The sequence below is a fragment of the Acinetobacter sp. YH12138 genome, from assembly GCF_015218525.1.
In the GTDB taxonomy this organism is placed as follows: domain Bacteria; phylum Pseudomonadota; class Gammaproteobacteria; order Pseudomonadales; family Moraxellaceae; genus Acinetobacter; species Acinetobacter amyesii.
This window is the reverse complement of the sequence record NZ_CP048670.1, coordinates 1,787,095-1,808,399: the sequence shown is the minus strand read 5'-3', so window position 1 is coordinate 1,808,399 and position 21,305 is coordinate 1,787,095. Positions and strand designations below refer to the sequence as shown.

Annotated in this window: 21 protein-coding genes; 12 read left to right on the top strand and 9 right to left on the bottom strand. The window is 39.4% G+C overall.

Annotated features, from left to right (window positions below):
* Positions 1 to 81: 81 nt before the first annotated feature.
* Positions 82 to 729: a hypothetical protein gene (locus G0029_RS08780; RefSeq protein WP_180106465.1), complete on the bottom strand. Its 648-nt coding sequence runs from the start codon at positions 727 to 729 to the stop codon at positions 82 to 84.
* Positions 730 to 934: 205 nt separating this feature from the next.
* On the opposite strand from G0029_RS08780, the gene G0029_RS08775 reads away from it, so the two are divergent.
* The 4 genes from G0029_RS08775 to G0029_RS08760 all read left to right on the top strand — a co-directional run bounded on the left by G0029_RS08775 (position 935) and on the right by G0029_RS08760 (position 5,024).
* Complete coding sequence (locus G0029_RS08775; protein ID WP_180007822.1) at positions 935 to 1,405, top strand: phasin family protein; 471 nt, start codon at positions 935 to 937, stop codon at positions 1,403 to 1,405.
* A gap of 166 nt (positions 1,406 to 1,571) precedes the next feature.
* Entirely contained in the window at positions 1,572 to 1,844 is a 273-nt protein-coding gene (locus G0029_RS08770) for an HU family DNA-binding protein (RefSeq protein WP_078188662.1), read from the top strand.
* A 132-nt stretch (positions 1,845 to 1,976) separates the two neighbouring features.
* Positions 1,977 to 3,842: a SurA N-terminal domain-containing protein gene (locus G0029_RS08765; protein WP_180106463.1), complete on the top strand. Its 1,866-nt coding sequence runs from the start codon at positions 1,977 to 1,979 to the stop codon at positions 3,840 to 3,842.
* A gap of 255 nt (positions 3,843 to 4,097) precedes the next feature.
* Positions 4,098 to 5,024: an alpha/beta fold hydrolase gene (locus G0029_RS08760; protein WP_180106710.1), complete on the top strand. Its 927-nt coding sequence runs from the start codon at positions 4,098 to 4,100 to the stop codon at positions 5,022 to 5,024.
* Between the two features lie 78 nt (positions 5,025 to 5,102).
* Here G0029_RS08760 and G0029_RS08755 read toward each other — a convergent pair whose 3' ends face one another.
* Entirely contained in the window at positions 5,103 to 5,972 is an 870-nt protein-coding gene (locus G0029_RS08755; RefSeq protein WP_180023994.1) for a DUF2797 domain-containing protein, read from the bottom strand.
* Positions 5,973 to 6,006: 34 nt separating this feature from the next.
* Between G0029_RS08755 and G0029_RS08750 the strand changes: the two genes are divergently transcribed.
* Together G0029_RS08750 and G0029_RS08745 are read left to right on the top strand one after the other, a co-directional pair.
* On the top strand, positions 6,007 to 6,477 hold the full coding sequence (locus G0029_RS08750) for a DUF6231 family protein (protein ID WP_180106461.1): 471 nt from the start codon (positions 6,007 to 6,009) through the stop codon (positions 6,475 to 6,477).
* A gap of 111 nt (positions 6,478 to 6,588) precedes the next feature.
* Entirely contained in the window at positions 6,589 to 7,215 is a 627-nt protein-coding gene (locus G0029_RS08745; RefSeq protein WP_180106459.1) for a YidB family protein, read from the top strand.
* Between the two features lie 98 nt (positions 7,216 to 7,313).
* Here G0029_RS08745 and G0029_RS08740 read toward each other — a convergent pair whose 3' ends face one another.
* From G0029_RS08740 to G0029_RS08730, 3 genes are read right to left on the bottom strand one after another with little or no spacing between them, the layout of a single operon-like run.
* Entirely contained in the window at positions 7,314 to 7,922 is a 609-nt protein-coding gene (locus G0029_RS08740; protein ID WP_168378601.1) for an OB-fold-containig protein, read from the bottom strand.
* A 16-nt stretch (positions 7,923 to 7,938) separates the two neighbouring features.
* Positions 7,939 to 8,265 carry a Rieske (2Fe-2S) protein gene (locus G0029_RS08735; protein ID WP_180041404.1) on the bottom strand — a complete coding sequence of 109 codons (327 nt, stop codon included), beginning with the start codon at positions 8,263 to 8,265 and terminating at the stop codon, positions 7,939 to 7,941.
* Positions 8,265 to 9,269: an adenosine kinase gene (locus tag G0029_RS08730; RefSeq protein WP_180109708.1), complete on the bottom strand. Its 1,005-nt coding sequence runs from the start codon at positions 9,267 to 9,269 to the stop codon at positions 8,265 to 8,267. The genes G0029_RS08735 and G0029_RS08730 overlap by 1 nt, the downstream gene beginning before the upstream one ends.
* A gap of 277 nt (positions 9,270 to 9,546) precedes the next feature.
* Here G0029_RS08730 and G0029_RS08725 point away from each other — a divergent pair, with 277 nt between their 5' ends.
* The 4 genes from G0029_RS08725 to G0029_RS08710 all read left to right on the top strand — a co-directional run bounded on the left by G0029_RS08725 (position 9,547) and on the right by G0029_RS08710 (position 15,197).
* Positions 9,547 to 9,996 (top strand): GNAT family N-acetyltransferase, encoded by a 450-nt coding sequence (locus G0029_RS08725; protein ID WP_078188654.1) that lies wholly within the window; start codon positions 9,547 to 9,549, stop codon positions 9,994 to 9,996.
* 175 nt (positions 9,997 to 10,171) lie between these two features.
* On the top strand, positions 10,172 to 10,939 hold the full coding sequence (locus G0029_RS08720) for a hypothetical protein (RefSeq protein WP_373685907.1): 768 nt from the start codon (positions 10,172 to 10,174) through the stop codon (positions 10,937 to 10,939).
* Between the two features lie 141 nt (positions 10,940 to 11,080).
* On the top strand, positions 11,081 to 14,020 hold the full coding sequence (locus G0029_RS08715; RefSeq protein WP_180106455.1) for an insulinase family protein: 2,940 nt from the start codon (positions 11,081 to 11,083) through the stop codon (positions 14,018 to 14,020).
* Positions 14,021 to 14,039: 19 nt separating this feature from the next.
* Complete coding sequence (locus tag G0029_RS08710) at positions 14,040 to 15,197, top strand: phospholipase A (RefSeq protein ID WP_180022830.1); 1,158 nt, start codon at positions 14,040 to 14,042, stop codon at positions 15,195 to 15,197.
* A gap of 64 nt (positions 15,198 to 15,261) precedes the next feature.
* Here G0029_RS08710 and G0029_RS08705 read toward each other — a convergent pair whose 3' ends face one another.
* From G0029_RS08705 to ilvA, 4 genes are all read right to left on the bottom strand, one after another.
* Entirely contained in the window at positions 15,262 to 16,599 is a 1,338-nt protein-coding gene (locus tag G0029_RS08705; protein WP_168378596.1) for a TrkH family potassium uptake protein, read from the bottom strand.
* A gap of 52 nt (positions 16,600 to 16,651) precedes the next feature.
* Positions 16,652 to 17,311 (bottom strand): potassium channel family protein, encoded by a 660-nt coding sequence (locus tag G0029_RS08700; RefSeq protein ID WP_078188649.1) that lies wholly within the window; start codon positions 17,309 to 17,311, stop codon positions 16,652 to 16,654.
* 104 nt (positions 17,312 to 17,415) lie between these two features.
* Positions 17,416 to 17,883 (bottom strand): hypothetical protein, encoded by a 468-nt coding sequence (locus G0029_RS08695; protein ID WP_180106453.1) that lies wholly within the window; start codon positions 17,881 to 17,883, stop codon positions 17,416 to 17,418.
* A 194-nt stretch (positions 17,884 to 18,077) separates the two neighbouring features.
* Entirely contained in the window at positions 18,078 to 19,616 is a 1,539-nt protein-coding gene (gene ilvA, locus G0029_RS08690) for a threonine ammonia-lyase, biosynthetic (protein WP_180106451.1), read from the bottom strand.
* Positions 19,617 to 19,723: 107 nt separating this feature from the next.
* Here ilvA and rpiA point away from each other — a divergent pair, with 107 nt between their 5' ends.
* Positions 19,724 to 20,395, top strand: a complete 672-nt coding sequence (rpiA, locus tag G0029_RS08685) for a ribose-5-phosphate isomerase RpiA (RefSeq protein WP_078188646.1) — start codon at positions 19,724 to 19,726, stop codon at positions 20,393 to 20,395.
* A gap of 213 nt (positions 20,396 to 20,608) precedes the next feature.
* A complete protein-coding gene (locus G0029_RS08680; protein WP_180106450.1) occupies positions 20,609 to 21,286 on the top strand; it encodes a SprT family zinc-dependent metalloprotease in 678 nt (225 codons plus the stop codon).
* The last annotated feature ends 19 nt before the right edge of the window (positions 21,287 to 21,305 follow it).

Here is a 21,305-nt window from a genome sequence, read left to right as displayed (position 1 = left end):
AGATTTTATGAATCCTGACTAAAATAGTCAAGTTTTTTTGAGATTGTTTATTTGTTTTATTTTGTCTGAAAAATTATGTATTTATTTGAAACACACATTATACACTAATAACGTTATTAAAAGAACAGATATTAGACTAAAAGCGATATTAATCCGCTTTTGACGACGTTCGATACGCTTAATACGGTTTTTGTATTGTTTAACTTCAACTTGTAGCGTGTTTATTTTAGAGCGTTGCTGTTCAATTTTTTCTAAAAGTGGGGCAATACGTTTTTTAGATGCAACGATATCGTTTTCTTCGACAGGTTCAGACAACCAGTGTTTCCAGTCAGATAAAATTTTCGGCACACTAAATAAAGAAACCAAATCACGAAATTCATCTTTTAAAACTACATCGCCATCGATACGCATGGTTTTGATGCTCTTACGATTACCAAATACAAAAATTTTCACCAAATCCATTAGTGTCGTGCGGACATCAAGGTCGATGGCTTTATCTGGAGATTTCGTGTCGAACAGGATACCGTGCTCAGTAAACTGAACATAAAAGTCAAAATAAGGGATGTAGCTATTTATTTTTAGTGCGACTTTTTGATCAACAAATTTTTTAGCTTGTAATGCTACAACACGGTCATGTTTTAAGATGAAGGTAAAAATCGTTTCTAAAACAATCAGGGTCATAGTAAGCAACAAATGTGGTTGAGCTTGTGTTTGTTGCGTATCGCTCATAAAAAATGTCCTTGTTAAAATCTGAAAGCACTGGAAACTGAGCGTCCTGCTCTAGAGGAACTTAGAATATACCAAAAAGTTGGTAATTCACTAGCTTTGTAGAACAGTTTAATCAATCTATCAAGTTATATGTTTGCTATTATGTTGTTAAAATGAAGAATCACATGTTGATGTGCACATAAAATAATCAGGAGAAGTGCGGATTATGGAAAATACAGAAAGCATAATTGACGATGCACAAGAAACATCAGAAAAGCCAGCTAAAACTCGCGTACGTAGTCATTCTGATCGACGCTCTAAAATGGATTTTCGCAAATATACCAAACAGATTTGGTTGGCTGGATTAGGTGCTTTTTCACGTGCTGAGGGAGAGGGAAATAAGCTTTTTGACTCTTTAGTCAAAGTTGGAGAGGAGCTTGAGTCCAAAACGATTGATATTGCAGATCAAACTGTCGAAAAAGTTTCAGAAAAAGCCAAGGAATCTGTAACCGATACGAAAGATAAAGTAGAAAAAATTTTAGATAATGGTGTTAATCATTCTTTAAACCGTTTAGGATTGGTGACTGTAAAGGATTTACAGCACTTAGAAAGGCTTATACTTCAATTACATACTAAAGTTGACCAATTGGCCGAAGAGAATGCCCAACTGAGGGCCGAAATATTAAAAAAACACTAACTTTTTTAATATTATCGAATTTTCAAGGTTTTTTTCGTCAAAAAATTCTATAAAAAGAGGTTGAGGAGTATTGCGTTTAACCCTAAACCATTGCTATAAAGGCGTTATGGCGTTTTATACAAATTCTTGAACCTTAAATAAACGATATTAAGAGGACGTAATTTTCATGAATAAATCAGAATTAATTGATGCAATTGCCGAAAATGGGGGATTATCTAAGGCCGATGCCGGTAAAGCTTTAGATGCTACAATTGCTGCAGTTACCAATGCATTAAAAGCTGGTGATACAGTTACTTTAGTTGGTTTCGGTACATTCAGTGTTAAAGAACGCGCTGCACGTACTGGTCGTAACCCACAAACTGGTGCGACTTTAGAAATCAAAGCAAGCAAAGTTCCTAGCTTCAAAGCGGGTAAAGGCTTGAAAGATTCTGTAGCTTAATCTTATTAAGCACATGAGACGCGCCATAAATTGGCGCGTTTTTTATTGGTAAATGTGATTAATTGATATATCGCATTCATTCATCTCGGGTTTTCGGTTAAAATTCACCGCAAATAAAATATTGGAATACTTATGGAATCGTTTCGTAAAGTCATTAAGGGTTGGCTGGGCAAGGTCTTGCTCGTTTTGTTTTTGACCCCTTTAGCACTTGTAGGTATTGAAGGATATTTTAGTGGTGGATCTAAAGATGCAGCAAAGACTGTAAACGGTACTGAAATTTCTCAAAAAGAACTCGAGGCACTGACGAACTCATTAAAAGAACAATATCTGGCATATGCTCAGGGTGATGAAACATTATTGAATCAAAATTTCATTAGCAATAAAGCGATGGATACTTTGGTTTCACGCCAATTGCTATTGCAACAAGCTGATAAATTAGGCATTAGCTTGAGTGATGCACAAATTGTGCAAATGATTCATCAGCAGCCAAGCTTTCAAGTCAATGGTCAATTTTCAGATGAAGCTTTTGGAAGATACCTTGAATCGATTGGTATGACGAACCGCACATTCATTGATAATTTACGTAAAGACCATGCTTTAAAAATGTTGTCTACAACATTTATGGAATATGCATTGGTGAGTAAGCTTGATATCTTGCAAATTGCGAACTTACAAACGGAACAACGTAGTATTCAGTTGGCAAGCATTAATCTTGAAAATTACAAGAAAAATGTAAAAGTATCTGATGCAGAAATTGCGGCTTATTATGAGCAACATAAAAACAAATTTAAGCAAGCAACTAGTGTTGATGCAGATTTTGTCGTATTAACACCTGCCAATATTACTGCACCTGTAGAAGCTGCAACTGATGCTGAACTGAAAGAAGCGTATAACAGCTTTGTTGAGAATGCACAGAAGTCAGTTAAACCTATCGTAAAGCACATCATGATCACTGCGGACAATCGTTCAGATGCCGAAGCTAAAAAACTGGCTGAAAGTGTTCAAGCTAAAATTAAAGCGGGTTTAAGCTTTAACCAAGCTGCTGCGCAATTCTCTGAAGATCCTGAATCTAAAGCAAAAGGTGGTGAACTGGTTGCTTATGAAAAAGGTGTGTTTGGTGATGCGTTTGATGCTGCAGTTGAAGGTGCTCAAGCTGGTCAAGTGACTGCTCCAGTAAAAACAGACAGTGGTTATCACTTGATCGAAAAAGTGGCGCCAGCTGTAAAAGTGGCTTCATTTGAACAGGAAAAGGCACGTCTACAAGCAGAAGTCGCTGCTTCGAAAAAAGCCAATGTTTTTTCTGACACTGTAAACAGCCTCAATGATATGGTTGTGAGCAGTGATGCCCTTGATGTCGTGGGTCAAGAAGTGAAAGGCGTAAAAGTACAATCATTGAATGGCTTAACATTAGCATCGCAACATCCAGTTTTAAGTGATGCAAACGTCAAAGTTAAATTGTTTAACGATGATGTTAAAAATGGTGAACGTAATGTTTCATCGAGCATTCAGTTGAAAAACGGTGATGTAGTTTGGGTGAAAGTGCGTAACTACCATGCTGCAGGTGTTCAAACCTTAGCTGAAGCGAAAGCGCATGTGAAAACTCAGCTGATTGAAAAGAAAGCGTCTGATGCTGCAAAAGCCCAGATTCAAGCGACATTGAAAGAGTTTGCTGCAAAACCTGCTGCTTCAGTCGCGAAAGGCAATTTAAACTTTGAAAATGCGGGTACCTTCACTCGTGCTGATGGTTTGTTGAAACGCGAAATTCAACGTGCTGCATTTAGCGTAAAAGCGCCGAAAGCAGGTCATTGGTCTGTTACTACAACCAATCTACCAAATGAGTTGGTTGTGGTTGCTGTGACTGCAGTGAACAAACAATCTGATGAGGCATTAACGGGTGAGCAGTTAGATGAGTTAAAAAAACTTTATCAACAGCTTCGTGGTCAGCAAGAATTTGATGACTACACACGTTATCTAAAAGATCATGCCAAAATTAAATAATTAAGGTAGCTTTAAAAAAACCAGCTTTCGAGCTGGTTTTTTTTGGCTTAAATTGACAGATATAATTTTTATTTTAAAGATTTGGCAAATGAAATATCGACTCTAGCATCGTAGATTGGTGTTCTCAAAAAAATAATATGAAGAAGAAATAACTCATCACGACAAAGGATTAAGCGGATGACATTTCTGTATATGCCTCAATTTAAACGTTTAAAGAACCCGTTATTGCGATGGATAGATCATTATTTTAAGCACATGATATTAATGCTATTAACGATTTGCGTTGCAAGTAGTATTCAAGCTGCAGAACGAAACTTTCAAAATGTTCTAGAGCAGGAAAGAGCTTGGGCGGGCTTGACCAGTAAAAAAGTCAAAAATAATGAAATCGAATGGACATACAGTGAAGGAGGAGATCCACGAAAACCGACGCTGTTGTTGCTGCATGGTTTGTCAGGCACGCGTGATAATTGGAACCGCGTTGCCCGTTATTTAACGGCCAACTATCATGTCATTATTCCTGATCTGCCAGCACATGGAGAAACTATTGTCGCAGATCAATTTGATCTATCGATTCCAAATTTAACTGAAAAATTACGACGATTTATTGATGCTACAAAGTTAGATCCAAATTTACATATCGCAGGGCATTCGATGGGTGGTGCAATTGCCATGCTCTATAGCGCTCAGTATCCCTTAGAAGTGAAATCTTTATTGTTGGTGGATTCGGCAGGTGTCTTTAAGTCGAGTAATACAGTGTATTTAAAAGATACGGCAAAGCTTGCAGAGCTAGTGGTCAGAAAAACTGGTGATTTTGATCGCGTGATGAAGATCGTGATGCAATCCCCGCCTTTTATTCCACAAGAATTAAAAATTGGGCAAGAAAAGTTGATGATAGTTCAGTCTAAACAAACCAATAAAATGGTGGAGCAACTGCAAAAAATGGCGACCTTGTATACGCCGGAGTCCTTTGCTTTGGCTGCACGAGGCATTGATGCACCTGTGTTTATTATCTGGGGGAAGCAAGATCAGATTATCAATGTTGAAGTGGCAGAAGAGCTGAGACGCTTATTTAAAAAAGCCGAAAAGCCTCTGATTTTAGACCATGTTGGTCATATGCCTATCTTAGAAGCGGAGCAGTTAATGGCGCTGCCATATTTAAAGTTTCTTTCAACTGTTCAATGAATAAAATCGGTAAAGTGTGTGAAAAAAAAGCGAGAAATAGCTCGCTTTTTTAAACTTAATTAGACACGTTAAGTCGATTTAAGTACGTACTTTAATTTCATAGCCCGTGTATTTACGAATATTGATCACACCGGTATCCAAAATCAGATACTGACCTTTAATCCCTTGTAATTTTCCTCGAATAATCGGTGTTTTGTCCAAATTATGTGATTTGATTTTTTCAGGATATTCTTCTACCGGGTAGATAAATTGGCGTGGTAACTCATCTTCTAACAGTTCGACGGTTTCATTAAACTCTAAATTTTGGCTAAATTCTTCGCGAATGGTCTGAATTTTAGGTGCGAATTCTTCTACCAATTGGTCGCGAATTTCGATCAGGTTGATGGGTTCTGCTTCACCTTTGAGCAATTTACGCCAATCAGTTTTATCGGCCACTTGCGTTCCAAACATGACTTCAAGCTGACCAGATAGACGACGTGAACCAACTTTCATAATAGGCAAAGCTTGCGTCGCACCTTGGTCCAGCCAACGTGTAGGCATTTGACCCAATCGGGTAATCCCAACTTTTAAGGCACTTGAATTGGCTAAATAGACAATATGCGGTTGAAAGCAAACTTCATGGGCAAAATCATCTTCACGGCAAGTCCCGAGATGATAATGACAGGTTTCAGGCTTCATAATGCACATATCACAAGAAGCCTTAGTCTTCATGCATTTGAAGCAATGACCTTGTGAATACGATTTAGGCGTTTTTGCGCCGCAAGAAATACAGTAAATATTTCCCGTGGCTTCGATTTCAATTTCTTGGCCAAGGCTAAACGGTAGATCAACTTCTGAGCGATCTAGAATAAATTTATACTCAACATTTGCCTTGTGTGTATGTTGATCAGTTACACTAAGGTCTTTAAGACCTGCATGCATTTTATGGCAAATGCCTTGTAGTTCCATACGAATACTCACTTCATTATTAAGGATGCGGTCAATGGCTGAACAAAATGTCATCACTTCTATGCTAGACGATTTGTCAAAAGAGCAGCCCATTTCAACCGCAATCTGTATTGGTCAGGATCTTGAGCAATACAATCAATTTCATCCAATTCAATGGCAACATTTTAACGTAACTGAGTTTTTAAATCTGCCTTTTACCCAGCGTTTTGACCTTGGATTTGTGATTCTTGATACTGAAACCATGTTGAGTTTGGATCAGCAGCAGAAAACGCAGATGTTGGTAAAATTGCGTGACCTATTTGCCAAACGCATCGTGGTGGTGAGTAAGTTACACGATGAACAATTATTACGTGCTTTAGGCTTTACTCAGCTCATTGATAAAACCATGCATGAAAGTGATTTTGCTTTATGGCAGTTTAATATTTTGACTTATAAACATATTCCAGATTGGTTTAACTCTAAATTTTGGGCAAATCCTGAAAACTGGGATAAATTCCGTTGGTAACAAATACTTAGCCTGCGAGAAATTGCAAAAATTAACAAACATTTATGATAAATCTGTGTTTTCCCACGTATGCTGTAATGAATTTATCTAGGTTTCACTGGGAAAAATAAAATGACAAATTTAAATAATATTGTTGAGATTTTAGCAAAGCAGGCCCTTGGTGGTGCAAACAATCAAAATCAACAAGGTGGTCTGGGTGGTATTTTAGGTTCGGTGCTGGGTCAATTGGGCGCAAATGCAGGCACTCAAAATACCCAAACGAATGCTCAAAACCAAGCAGGTGGTTTAGGTGGAATTTTAGGCTCTGTGTTGGGCCAACTGGGTGGTTCAGCGCAGCCGCAGCAACGTAGTAGCGGTGGTAATGCATCAACCATTTTAGTAGCAGTGTTACCTCTGGTGCTGGCTTGGATTCAAAAACAAGGTGGCCTACAAGGTGCTTTGGATAAATTACGTGGACAGGGCTTGAGCAGTCAGGTTGATGATTGGGTATCTACAGGCCCTGGTGATAATGCTGCTGTGACTAATCAACAAGTACAAAATTTATTTGATGATGCCGAAGTGGAGCAAGTTGCACAAGAAACACAAACTCAGAAACAAGATGTATATAGCGCAATTTCAAGGGTATTGCCGCAAATTATTGACTCATTGACGCCACAAGCTGGACAAACCAATCAGCAAGAAGCGAATGCTGATATTCAACAAGTGATGAATTTGGTCTCAGGTTTCCTGAAGCGTTAATCAAAATATCGATTTAGGTATTTGATTGAATACAAGCCAGTGAACACTGGCTTTTTTATGATTTGAAAAATGATAACAATGTGACGTTTAGATTGTCATTAGGATGGATTAAATAAACGGTTCGACACACTGATTTTTTTGCCAATATAGTGTGATTTTTTTTGACGAATCAAAATGATTTTCGACTGAAACTCTAACTCACCAAACTCTGGCTCAACTTGCACATAATGTAGTTGACCAAACTCATCACGCACCCGCGCTTGAGCTGAAAAGCCGGGACGGGCATTTCCACTTGAAATGGTGGCTAGACGACCGAGTAAATTAACCGTTTGTTTTTTATATTTGGGCGGGACAACCTGATCCAAACAATGAATCATAAATACCGTAAAGAATATGGCAATAATCAACGCAGGTAAAATAAGATAATAAGCAGGAACGAATTGACCTTCTTTGGCATGTATACAGAACTGAAGTACATAGCCTGCAAAGCTAAAATTCATCAGTAGGAAAAACAAAATCAGAGTCTTGGAAAATTTGACATTCAATAATGCCAATTCTTGTATGCGCTGTGGGGCAATTCTTTTCAAAACTTGGCTAGGACTAATATTGATGTAATAGCCAATGGTTTCAACCATGCCCAATAACAGTACGGCCAATAAACTTAAATGAAAGGGTATTAAGTTATAGTCTGTTAAAAATGCGGACATGGTTGTATTCCAGTGTTTATTCTTCTGTGAGGTAGATTCCACCATCAGAATGCACGTTAATGTTCACTTTTTCAAGGGCTTGACCTTGGCATGGACCAGAAATACATTCCCCAGATTCGACCATAAACAGGGCGCCATGTGTTGAGCACTCAATAAATTCTTGGTCACGATCTAGAAACTGATTTTCTAGAAACTCAAGTTCTACGTGCAAGTGTGGGCAGTTATTTTGATAAGCGTAAAACATGCCGTCGCGTTGGGTGATAAAAATCGTTTCGCCATCAGGCGTTTCGAATGATCGTGCTTCACGTTCAGGCACATCATCCGTCATGCAAATTTTAAACATTAAGCACATTCCTTTTGAAATGATTGTAAAAGCTGAGCATATTCTTCAACTGCTAGGCGTGGACCAAACTGAGCCACAACTTCACTTGAAATCAAGATGGCCAGTTCAGCAGCCGTTTGATAGTCATGACCTGCATTCAGTGCATATAGGAAAGCACCAGCAAATGCATCACCTGCACCATTGGTATCTACTGCGGTAACTTTACGACCTGGCACGGTAAATGTTGCTGCTTCATTATGGATTAAGGCGCCTTTGGCACTTAATGTAATGACAATGTGTTTGCTTAGTGATTGCAATTTAGCAAGTGCAGCATCTAAATGATCTGTTTCTGTGTACATCAGCGCTTCTTGTTCATTACAGAACAATAAGTCCACGCCATCATCGAGTAACTCATCTAGACCTTGACGTGCATATTGCACCATTGCTGGATCAGATAAGGTCAATGCAATTTGTACACCATTGGCTTTGGCGATTTGGCGTGCTTGTTTTACCGCAAGGCGTGCGCTGTCTGATGTTGAAAGATAACCTTCGATATATAACCATTTCGCAGTATTTAAGCTGCCAAAATCAATTTGGCTATCAGTCAATTCCGCAGTAATACCGAGGTAAGTATGCATCGTACGTTCAGAATCAGGGCTGACCAATACCATACATGTGCCAGTTACACCTTCACTGATTGATTGAGTTGCAGTTTGGATGCCAGCGTCGTTTAAACCATTTAGGTAAATTTGACCTAAGTCATCATTGCCGACACGACAACCATAAAATGCAGTTCCGCCTAAAGCACTAAAAGCAACCGTTGTATTTGCTGCAGAACCACCAGAAGCTTGACCTTTATATTCTTGAGTGGCTTTTAGATTGTTATAAAGGGCTGCTTGAGTATCGCCATCTGTCAGTTGCATCGTACCTTTTTGCAGATTGTGTTGAATTAGGAATTCGTCAGAGACTTTAAATTCTTGGTCAATAAGTGCATTACCAATTGCAAAAAGGTCAACAGTTGCCATGTTGTATGTTCACATCAAAAAAATGAAAGTGCTAAGTTTACACGAATGCTCAGGATTACTGTAGTTTGTTGAAAAAAATTCAATTAAAGGACAAGTGTGTATAAAAATCGGGCAAATCCATTATATTTTTACATTTTTTTTGAATTAGTTGCCGTTTTAATCAGCTTTGCTATTGTGCAAATCGAAAAATTTTACTTTTATAGAGCTATAGGGTGTTCAGACTGAATCAAGATGATTTGGTCATCATAAATAGATAACAGATTAAAAGTGTGAATATATGGAAATTACGATTCGTCCAGCAGAGCAACTTCCTGCTCAAATCGAAAATATTGCTGCTTTGGCGCAGCATGAAGGCTATACATTTATACACCGTTTAATTGAAGAATATCAAAGTGGTAAAAATCGTTTTGACCAAACGGGTGAGCAATTATTGCTTGCTTATGATGGCGATAAATTAATTGCTTGTGGCGGTTTAAATCAGCAATGGGGTGATACTGGTGTAGAAGAACGGATTGGACGAGTTCGCCGTTTCTATGTGCATCCGCAGTACCGTCAGCATGGCGTGGGTAAGCAGCTATTGGTGGAATTGGAAAAGGGTGCGAAAAAGCATTTTTCTGCACTGTGCTTAAATACAGAACTTAAAAATGCTGCAAAATTCTATCAAAAGCAGAATTATGTCTATGTTGAAAGTCATCCAAATTATAATTATTTCAAATATCTAGTTTAGTTTTAAATCCAAAAATAGACTCTAAATACTGTAAATGAAGCATCCGATATCGGGTGCTTTTTTTTCATTTAGTAATTCAAAAAAAGAGTGCTTTATTTTAAGCAAAGTTTTAAGCAAAAATTCATTTTAGTTATCGAAGATATAAGCATCAAAATAACTGCATAGAGTGATGCATATGCAAGTGTATGAGCTACAAGACTACGTTAAAAAAGTCCCTGAGATTACCGCACTGTTTTGGTTGACCAAAATTTTTGCGACCACCTTTGGTGAAACCAGTGGTGATGCATTGTCCATGTCCTTAAATTTGGGCTATCTACTCAGTACCTTTAGTTTCGCAGGCATATTTATCAGTTTGCTGTATTTTCAAATAAAGTCCAAAGCCTATAAACCTTATTTATATTGGGCCACGATTATTGCCAGTACAACGGTAGGTACGACTTTAGCGGATTTTGTAGATCGTTCTTTAGGGATTGGCTACTTGGGTGGTAGTTTGCTGTTGCTGAGTTTGGTGCTCATATCGCTTTTTAGTTGGTATCGAGTCGAAGGATCGATCAATCCAAGTGTAGTGAATTTGCCGCGGACACAGATCTTTTATTGGTTGACGATTACATTTTCTCAAACGCTAGGTACAGCTTTGGGGGACTGGACTTCCGATAGTGCAGGATTAGGCTATAGCGGTGGCATTTGGCTATTTGGTGGTTTAATTCTATTGATGGCGTTGTTGTACTTTTTTAGTCGGGTCTCAAAGACGTTTATATTTTGGGCCACTTTTGTTTTGACACGTCCATTGGGCGCAGTTGTCGGCGATTTTCTAGACAAGCCCATCAGTTCAGGTGGATTGGATCTAAGTCGCTTTATGGCTTCTTTTGTACTGTTGTTGGCGATTGTGATTTGTGTCTATTGGTCAATACGAAATGATAGGCAATCCATAAAACCAGTCTAAATGTTTTAGTGCGAAAACAAGTGATTTTTAAAATTAAAGTTCAAGTTGATTAAAACAGTTGGAAATGTTGTTTCGGTGAATCTAGTTGTGATTTTTTAAGGTATACTTTGCCTAATTTAAATGAATAGATTAGGAGCACACATGACTGTAGATGTCACTGAAACCATTTCTCAAACTGTACATCCCGCGTTTCAGTTGATTCGTCAACATCATGTTGAAGCTTTAGACATTTTAGTGTCTGAATATAAACACAAAGTGACTGGCGCGGTGCATTATCACTTAGCCACAAACCATGATGAAAATGTATTTTTAGTTGCCTTCCGTACGCAGCCGATGGATTCAAAAGGTGAGGCGCATATTCTTGAGCATACGGCACTGTGTGGCTCAGAAAAGTTTCCTGTACGTGACCCATTCTTTTTAATGATTCGTCGTTCACTCAATACGTTTATGAATGCGTTTACCGCAGCGGATTGGACGGCTTATCCATTTGCAACGCAAAACAAAAAAGATTTCCAAAACTTGTTAGAAGTTTATATGGATGCTGCTTTTGCTGCGAATTTGAACCCGCTTGATTTTGCGCAAGAAGGGATTCGTATTGAGCTAGAAAATGGAGAAGCAGTATATAAAGGCGTGGTATTTAATGAAATGAAAGGTGCAATGAGTTCACCTTCAGATCAGTTGTATCACCAACTTGCCCATCATTTATTCCCAGAAACGACATATCATTACAACTCAGGTGGTGATCCGAAAGACATTCCTGACTTAAGCTATGAAGAGCTAGTGAGTTTCTACAAATCACATTATCACCCAAGTAATGCGGTGTTCATGACCTTTGGTAATGAGCCTGCATATAACTTACAAGAACAGTTTGAAACGCTTGCTTTGTCAAAATTTGAAAAAGGTCAAACGCTGTATTCAAAACCTGAGCGTCGTTTAACTGCGCCTGTAACTGTAACTGAAACGTATGCAGTTGATGCTGAAGACCTCAAAGACAAAACCTATCATGTGCTTTCTTGGTTATTGCCTGAAGCAAGTAATATTAAATTACGTTTAGGTATGCGTTTGGTTGAGGGTGTATTGCTTGAAGATTCTGCTTCACCATTACGTCATTACTTAGAAACCTGTGGTTATGCACAGTCGACTGGTCCATTTATGGGCGTAGATGACTCAAACTATGAAATGACGTTCTACTGTGCAATTCAAGGTTCCAACCCTGAGTATGCAGAACAATTTAAAAATGGCGTGTTTAAAGTATTAGAAGACGTTGCAGCTAAGCCTGTTGATCCGGCTTTAGTTGAAGCGATTTTACATCAGATTGAATTGCATCAGCGTGAAATCAATGGTGATGGTACACCATATGGCCTAAGCTTAATTCTGAATGGTTTAAGCAGTGCGATTCACCATTCAGACCCTGTGGATGTCTGGGATGTGGATACGGCCATTGAACAAGTGAAGGAAGAGTTGAAAGACCCAATGTGGTTATCTAACTTAATCAAAACTTACTTGCTTGATAATCAACATCGTGTGCAATTAACTTTGGTTCCAGATGCTGAAAAAAATGCGTTGGAAGCGGCAGCAGAAAAAGCACGTTTAAAAGAAATTGTTGCGAACTTAACTGAAGCGCAAAAAGCAGAGATTATTGCGCAGACTGAAGCACTGAACATTCGTCAAGATACCCCAGATGATTTGAACCTATTGCCTAAAGTAGGTTTAGAAGACGTTCCTGCACAATTACAGATTGTACAAGGTCAATTACGCGAAATTATCAGTAATGGATTAGATACGCCGTTAAATCTTTACCACGCAGGCACCAATGGTCTTTATTACCAACAAGTTTTGATTCAGATTCCTGATGAAGTGGTGCAATCGCCGTATTTCAACCTCTTGTCGATTTTGATGGGTGAAGTTGGTGCAGGTGAATACGACTACTTAGAGCTACAACAGTTGCAAACAGCTGTGAGTGGCGGTTTAGGTATGGGTGCATCGCTGCGTTCAAAAGTGGACGATAAAGGTCAAATTAGTGCTTGGCTAACGTTGACCACTAAATCATTGGTGAATAATCTTGAAGCCATTCGCTTATTGAAATTGGCTTTTGAACAGCTACGTTTTGATGAGAAAAACCGTATCGTAGAGTTATTGCAACAACGTAAAGCACGTTGGCATTCGCGTGTTTCTGGCTCTGGTCATAGCTATGCAATGCAAATTGCAGGTCGTCAACATAGTGCATTGGCGCTACGTGATTATCATAATACAGGCCTAGGCGCGCTGAACTGGCTGTCAGAACTTGTCAGCAAAATTGAGCAAGACGACACGGCTTATAATGCCTTGATTGATGAGCTTAAGTTAATTCACAACCGTTTACTTAAAGCACCAAAACAATTCTTGGTGGTGTGTGAGGAGCATCATTCAGACAGATTGGTTGAAGAAGTTCAAACCATTTGGGATAAAGTGGCGATTGACGATAACCCACATGATTTAACTCAAGTGAATTTTGCAGATAGCAACAATGACGAAGCTTGGCTCATTCAAGCCAATGTTCAGTTCTGCGCTTCAGCATATCCTGCGGTGGAAGTGTCACATCCAGATGCAGCACCTTTAATGATTTTGGCGGCTTATCTACGTAATGGCTTCTTGCATAGCGCGATTCGTGAAAAAGGTGGTGCTTATGGTGGTGGTGCAAGCTATGACGGTAATGCATGTTCATTCCGTTTCTATAGCTACCGTGACCCACGTTTAGCTGAAACGTTTAAAGATTTTGACGCAAGTGTGCAGTGGCTACTGAATGCTGAACAACAACCTCATCAGCTAGAAGAAGCGATTTTGGGTCTAATTGCTAGCATGGATAAACCGGGATCACCAGCGGGTGAAGCTATTACAGCTTGCTACGCTTTATTGCATAAACGCACGCCAGCTTTCCGTCAAATGTTACGTGAACGTTTGTTGAATGTGACTTTGGAAGATCTAAAACGTGTTGCTGTAGCGTACTTGGTTGAACAACAACCGACAAAAGCTGTGGTTGCACCGGTGGCTAAGCGAGATGCTTTGGTTGAGCTTGGTTTCGAAATAAAACAAGTGAATTAAAACAAAAAAAGGGGTTTTTATGGCGTTCAAATCTCTTGAGCGTACGACATTGCAACTGAGCCTCATTGCGCTCAGTTCAATGTATGTCAGTACTGTAAATGCACAAAATGCGGATGTGGCTGCTAAGCCTGCAACCGCAGAAGCATGTGTGGCACTTGAGTCAAATGCAGAGCGATTATCGTGTTATGACGCTTTGTTTAAAGTGCAACCAGCTGAAAAAGAAATGTTGGTCTCTGAGCGTCAAGCCGCACAAGAAATTAAGCCTGAACCGACCGAGAAGCTGACTTTCAAAGAAAAAGTCAGTCATGCGTTTACGGACCGTTTATTTGCTGTAGAAGCACCGAACCTCAATCCAAATCTTTCATTATTGGATAGTCGTTGGGAACTTTCTCCAGAGAGTAAATTAGGGACGTGGAATATTCGTGGCTATCAACCTGTGTATTTAATGCCGGGATATTGGACTTCGGATAAAAATGAACGTCCATCAAGCCCGAATGAAAACAACACGGTACAAGCCGATCAGGAACAAAACCTGAAATCGATGGAAGCCAAGTTCCAATTGTCATTAAAAACTAAAGCTGTTGAAAACTTATTTGGTGATAATGGTGATATCTGGTTGGGCTATACCCAGTCTTCTCGTTGGCAAGTCTACAACGAAGACGAATCACGACCATTCCGTGAAACCAACTATGAACCTGAAGCCAGTCTGGTTTTTCGTACCAACTATGAACTCTTAGGTTTGAATTGGCGTATGTTGGGTCTAACCTTTAACCATCAGTCTAATGGACGTTCTGATCCCTTATCGCGGAGTTGGAACCGTGTCATGTTAAATCTAGGATTTGAACGTGACAATTTTGCACTGATGTTACGTCCTTGGTATCGTTTCGAAGAAGATACCAAAGATGATAACAACCCTGACATTACCGATTATGTGGGACGTGGGGATTTAACAGCATTTTATCGTCATAAAGATCATGATTTTAGTTTGATGTTACGTCATTCACTGAAAGGTGGTGATGACTCACATGGTGCTGTGCAGTTTGATTGGACTTTCCCAATCAATGGTAAATTGCGCGGCACAGTTCAATTGTTTGATGGCTATGGTGAAAGCCTGATTGACTATAACCATCGGGCAACCTATGTCGGTGTCGGTGTGTCATTAATGAATTGGTTCTAAAGATGCGAATTTAAAAAAACCACGCTAAGGCGTGGTTTTTTATAACTGTGAGAAAATGTACAAATCAACCAATCTGAATCTCAGAAGGAGGGTGTTTTAACCGACTCTTCTTCGGTGTGGCAATCAGATAGGCCAGTGTTAAGGGGCCAAGTCGGCCTGCGAACATTAATAACATCAGGGCGACTAAACTGGCAGGTTGTAAGTCACTGGTGATGCCACGAGATAGGCCTACTGTACAGGCAGCGGACACTGCTTCAAAGAGTAAGTCTAAAAAGCGTTTGTCAGGTTCGAGTAGCAATAGGCTGAAAAAACCAATGAAAATCAACGTCACTGTAATGAAAATCACTGCTAATGCTTTGAAGGTCGTTTTTTCTGAAACAGAATGGTTAAACACACGCAGTTCGTCTTCACGTCTTAAAAAGCTGACTACACTGAGCACAACAATGATAAACGTCCCGACTTTAATGCCACCGGCTGTACTGAGAGAACCACCTCCAATAAACATTAGTAACATCGTGACGAGTGATGATGCATCGCTCATGCTTTCCATGGGTAAGCTGTTAAAACCGGATGAACGTGGAACAGTTGCATGGAACCACGCGTTGAGGGCTTGGTCACCAAGTGACATCGTGGCTAAGGTTGCAGCATTATTGGCTTCTAATAACCAAATGGTGATGAAGGCAAAGACATTTAAACCTGCAATAGTCGATAAAATCAGCTTGCTATTGGTACTGAGTTTTTTCCAACTTTTATTGCGCTTAATGTCCATCAGTACCAAAAAGCCGATACCCCCAATAATGTAAAGCATACTGATGGTAAACGTAATGAAATAACGGTCAGCGAAGCTCATTAAACTATTGGGAAATAATGAAAATCCACCATTATTAAATGCTGAAACACTATAAAAAGCAGCATAAAACAGGGCCTGGTTAAAATTGTATTCTTGCATCCAAGCGATGGTCAAAATAACCGTTCCCACCATTTCAAAAAATAGCGAATAAAGCAGTACGCCTTTAATAGTCATGGTCACTTTGGCAAGGCTGGTTTGTCCAATGGTTTCTTGAGCCATAATTTGTTGTTTTAGCCCAATTTTAGGGGACAAACTCATAGCGGCCAATATCGCAAAGGTCATAAAGCCGAGACCGCCGCATTGTAGTAACCCCATAATCACGACTTTACCAAACACAGTATAGGCTTCGCCGACATTTACAACCGAAAGTCCTGTAATGGTCACGGCTGAGGTCGCTGTAAAGAGGGCATTGATCCAACTTAAATCACCATGATGTGAATAAGGGAGTTTTAACAGCAAGGTGCCAATGATAATGAGCCCAAGAAAACCCAATGCCAAAATACTGGGTGGGCTGAGATTAATGGTATTACGCTGTTTATTGTGAAGTTTCATGTTTTTTTACTGTCATCTTGCGTGATTATGTGCAAAAGGAGCTCGACGCTGATTACAAAGTTGCTTTAAAGTGTTTAGCCAGTCGACGTAAATGTTCGAGTAAACCTTCAACCACTAAAATATCGCCTGTTTGTAAAATCAGGTTCGGATCTAAACTATATTGAAGCTCGGTGCCACGTTTATGCAAAATCGTCTTCACTTCTGGGACATGATCCATAATTTGATTTAAACGCGTGCCTTGTTGTGACTCTTTAATTTCAACTTTCACCAAATAATGGTCATCTTCGAGCACCATGTAGCGGCTCACCATTGGATAACTTAGTGACTGAGCAACACGGACACCCATATCTTCTTCAGGATGGATGATTTTGCTGATGCCTAAATGGGTTAAAATCATGTGATGCGCTTTGGACTTGGCTTTGGCCCAAATTTTGTTGATCCCCATGTTTTTAAGATGGAGCACACATAAGATGCTGGCTTCAATATCTTCACCAATTGCGACTACGACGGCTTCACAATTTTGAATATTGAGTTCTTGTAAAACGTGCTCATCTGTTGCATCAGCAATCACTGCATGGGTCAGTTGGTCCGAAATACTTTCAACAAACTTTTTGTTGCTATCGATTCCAATGACATCGTGTTTTAAACCCATGAGTTCAGTGGCAACAGTTGCGCCAAAACTTCCTAAGCCAATCACAGCGAATTGAGCCATGCCGTATTCCTAAATTATTCTAAAGGTATTGAATATGTTGATGTTAGCTTGTTCAGCCTAGAGCGGCTATGAAAATTTACATAATCCATCTAAACCGAAAAGCTCTAATTTTTAATTTCTTCAGTGTTTTGATAGGCATAAAGTTCAGCAATATTGGGGCAATTATCCATAACTTGTTGATATTTAAAAATTTCATAGCCTAGTTTATTTTTTAGAATATATTGAAATTGATGTTGATCTTCTTTAATGACATTTAGAGTGGCTTTACGAACAAGCTCGGAATTATTCTTTAAACGGTTTAAGCCATCGCATGAAAATTCACGGATGATGGCTTGAACAGGTTCTGGAGCGGTTTGATCATTTAGCTCATCAAAGCGAATATATACAATATAATTTGGATATTGATTCAGCATTTCAGCCTGCGCGGTATATCCGTAAATATTTTCTAGATTTTGCGTACGGGACTGATTTGGAATTTGTTTCATACTTTGACGAATCTTATCTTCCTCTTGCTTAAGTTGATAAGCCGGATATGCATAAAAATATCCGCCTAAACCCACAATAGCGATCATAAATAAGGCATAAAAATTCAATTTTAAATATCCATTTTGTTTTATTTTCAATGGATTATAGGGTATGGTTAAATTAACAACAATGACAGCGTTGATGAATTAATTTGATGAATTTATTTATTTTGATTCAGGAAAGAATTGATGCAAATAAAAAAGCTGGAACCTAGATCCCAGCTTTCATATAGACGTTTTATTTATTTCAAGAAACGTTGATAACCGAGGTTATTGGTAATCTCAACATATGGATAGGTAATATTTTCCAATGTCTCAATTAAACCATCTGGGTTTTGTTTCGCATCCGTTGCTTCCATACCCACCAATACACGACCTTCAGCAGCACCGTGATTACGGTAATGGAATAGGGTGATGTTATGCGTTGGGCCTAGACGTTCTAAGAAAGTGAGTAATGCGCCCGGACGTTCGGGGAATTCCACGCGGAATAGGCGTTCATTTTCAATATCGGCATGACCACCAATCAAATAACGGATATGCAGTTTAGCCACTTCATCATCGGAAAGATCGTCTACATCGTATTGGAATTTTAAAGTTTCAAAAATTTCCTGACGTTCTTTCTCGCCATTTTTGAGACTAATACCCACAAATACTTGAGCGGCACTTGAGTTGCTTGCGCGGTAGTTAAATTCAGTAATGTTACGGCCTTGTAGTGCGCGGCAGAATTGGAGGAATGAACCTTTTTCTTCTGGAATAGTCACAGCAAAAATCGCTTCTTTACGTTCACCCAGTTCGGTACGTTCTGCAATGTAGCGCAGACGGTCAAAGTTCATATTGGCGCCGCATACAATCGACACCATATTTTTATTTTCTAGACCATGCTCTGCAACATACTTCTTGATACCTGCAAGCGCCATTGCACCTGACGGTTCTACAATGCTGCGGCATTCATCAAAGGTATCTTTAATCGCTGCACAGATTTCATCGGTATTTACCAGTACAACTTCACGCTCAACAATAGGGCCTGAGTTATCTGATTTTTGTAGCTGAATCACTTCAAATGGTTTTTCACCAATTTGAGCAACTGCTGTACCGTCGGCAAATAAACCTACAGATGGAAGAATGACACGTTCATTAGCTTCAAAGGCTGCTTTTAAACATGCTGATTCGTCATATTCAACAGGAATGACTTTAACATGCGGTGCCACATCACCTAAGTAAGCAGCTACACCGGCAATGAGACCACCACCGCCCACAGCAACAAATACATAGTCTACATCACGCCATTGACGCAAAATTTCGTTGGCAATGGTTCCTTGACCGGCCATAACGAGTTCGTCGTCATAAGGTGGAATAAATGTCATACCTTCATCTTTTGCACATTGGATTGCGTATTTATTGGCTACGTCAAAAGAATCACCATGCAGAACTACTTCACCGCCTAAGCGTTTAACCGCTTGTACTTTAATGTCTGGTGTGGTTTTAGGCATAACAATAATGGCACGGATACCTAACTTTTTACCAGATAAAGCCACGCCTTGAGCATGGTTACCTGCAGAAGCAGTAATAACGCCACGTTCCAACTGAGATTTCGGTAATTGACTAATACGGTTGTAGGCACCGCGTAGCTTGAAAGAAAAGACAGGTTGTAAATCTTCGCGCTTAAAGCGAATGTTATTGTTTAGTTTTTCACTAATTCGTGGCGCTGCTTCGAGTGGGGTTTCGATTGCAACGTCATAGACCGTTGCCTGTAATATTTGTCGAACCAAACGAGACAGCATGTTAATTTTCCATCTAACAGTTTAAAATAAGCGTTCATTGTAACAAACACCCGTACATTTGGGCTGTAAAATCAGCAACAAATGTCAAAAAATAGTTGAGCCAAGTTATGAGTCTGTATGCTACCCAAGATGAAAAGAAACAAGCTGCCGCAAAAGCTGCATTAAAGCATTTGCCAAAGGGCGGTATTTTGGGTGTTGGTACAGGAAGTACTGTGAACTTCCTCATCGAATTATTGCCAGAGCTTCAACTCGAAGCTGCTGTTGCGAGTTCTGAAGCAACTGCACAACGTTTGAAAAAATTAGGCATTGAAGTGGTTGATATGAACCACGTTGGCGGTTTAGATGCCTATGTAGATGGCGCTGACGAAATTGACCGTCATATGCACATGATTAAAGGCGGCGGTGCTGCGTTGACTCGTGAAAAAATCGTTGCTTCAATTGCAAAAAAATTCGTATGTATCGTAGATGATTCTAAATGGGTTGATCAATTGGCACGTGAATTTCCGCTTCCTGTAGAAGTGATTCCAATGGCACGTTCTGCTGTGGCACGTAAAATCGTTTCTTTAGGCGGTGACCCTGTGTACCGTGAAGGTGTAGTTACAGATAACGGTAATGTAATTTTAGACGTACACAACTTAAATATCCTGAATGCCTTAGAGCTTGAAAAGACTTTGAATGACATTCCAGGTGTAGTGTGTAACGGTATCTTTGCATTAAACAAAGCGGATATTGCTGTTGTTGCGACCGATAACGGTATTGAAGAGCGTACTGCGGTTTAATCTATAGAAAATTTAATTGTAAATTGAGTTTCGATTTATATTAAATTTCTAATGGAAGTTCCCTCTCCTTTGAGGAGAGGGTTAGGGAGAGGTCAATTTAAAAGTCCCCTCATCCTAACCTTCTCCCTAAGGGAGAAGGGACTCCTAATATATTTTTGAAAATATTTAAAATTCAATTTTATGCATTATTAATAAGCTTTTTAAAAAGAATAAATGACACCAAACCTTCCTGAAATTCAAATCACCCGAAAATTACGTGCCACACGCTTAAGGCTGCGTGTAGAACCAACTCAAATTAAATTAACGGTTCCCCAGTTTTGTACACAGCGCCAAGTTCAAGATTTTCTTAAACAATCGGAACAATGGATGATTGAGACATGGCAGAAGCAGCAGGAAAAAACAGGGCAGATTGATAAAACGCTACCAGTAGAATTAAAACTATTCAATTTAGAGCAGCCTCTAAGCATTGTTTATAAAGTACAAAAAAACTCATTCATCTTAGATGAAGAAAAGCATCAGCTTTTCATCAGTGTTCGGCAGCCTGAGCAATATTTAAAAAGCTTTGTGATTGCTTATGCCAAAGAGTATTTACCAATTTATTTAAAGCAAGTGAGCAGTGAAACAGGCTTGAAATATGGTGATTGCTCAATTCGTCAGCCCAAAACTCGCTGGGGCAGCTGTTCTGCAAAGCATGACATTATGTTGAATAGTGGGCTGGTACTTTTTCCGTTGGAAATCACGCGTTATGTGGCTGTACATGAGTTAGCGCATACTAAGCACTTTGATCATAGTCTAAATTTTTGGGCTGAAGTGCAAAAGCATGATATAAATTTTCAGCAGCATCGAAAAATACTAAAAATGACGGCAATGCCTTGGTGGTGGGTGCTCTGAATTAAAGGCACTAAGTTGT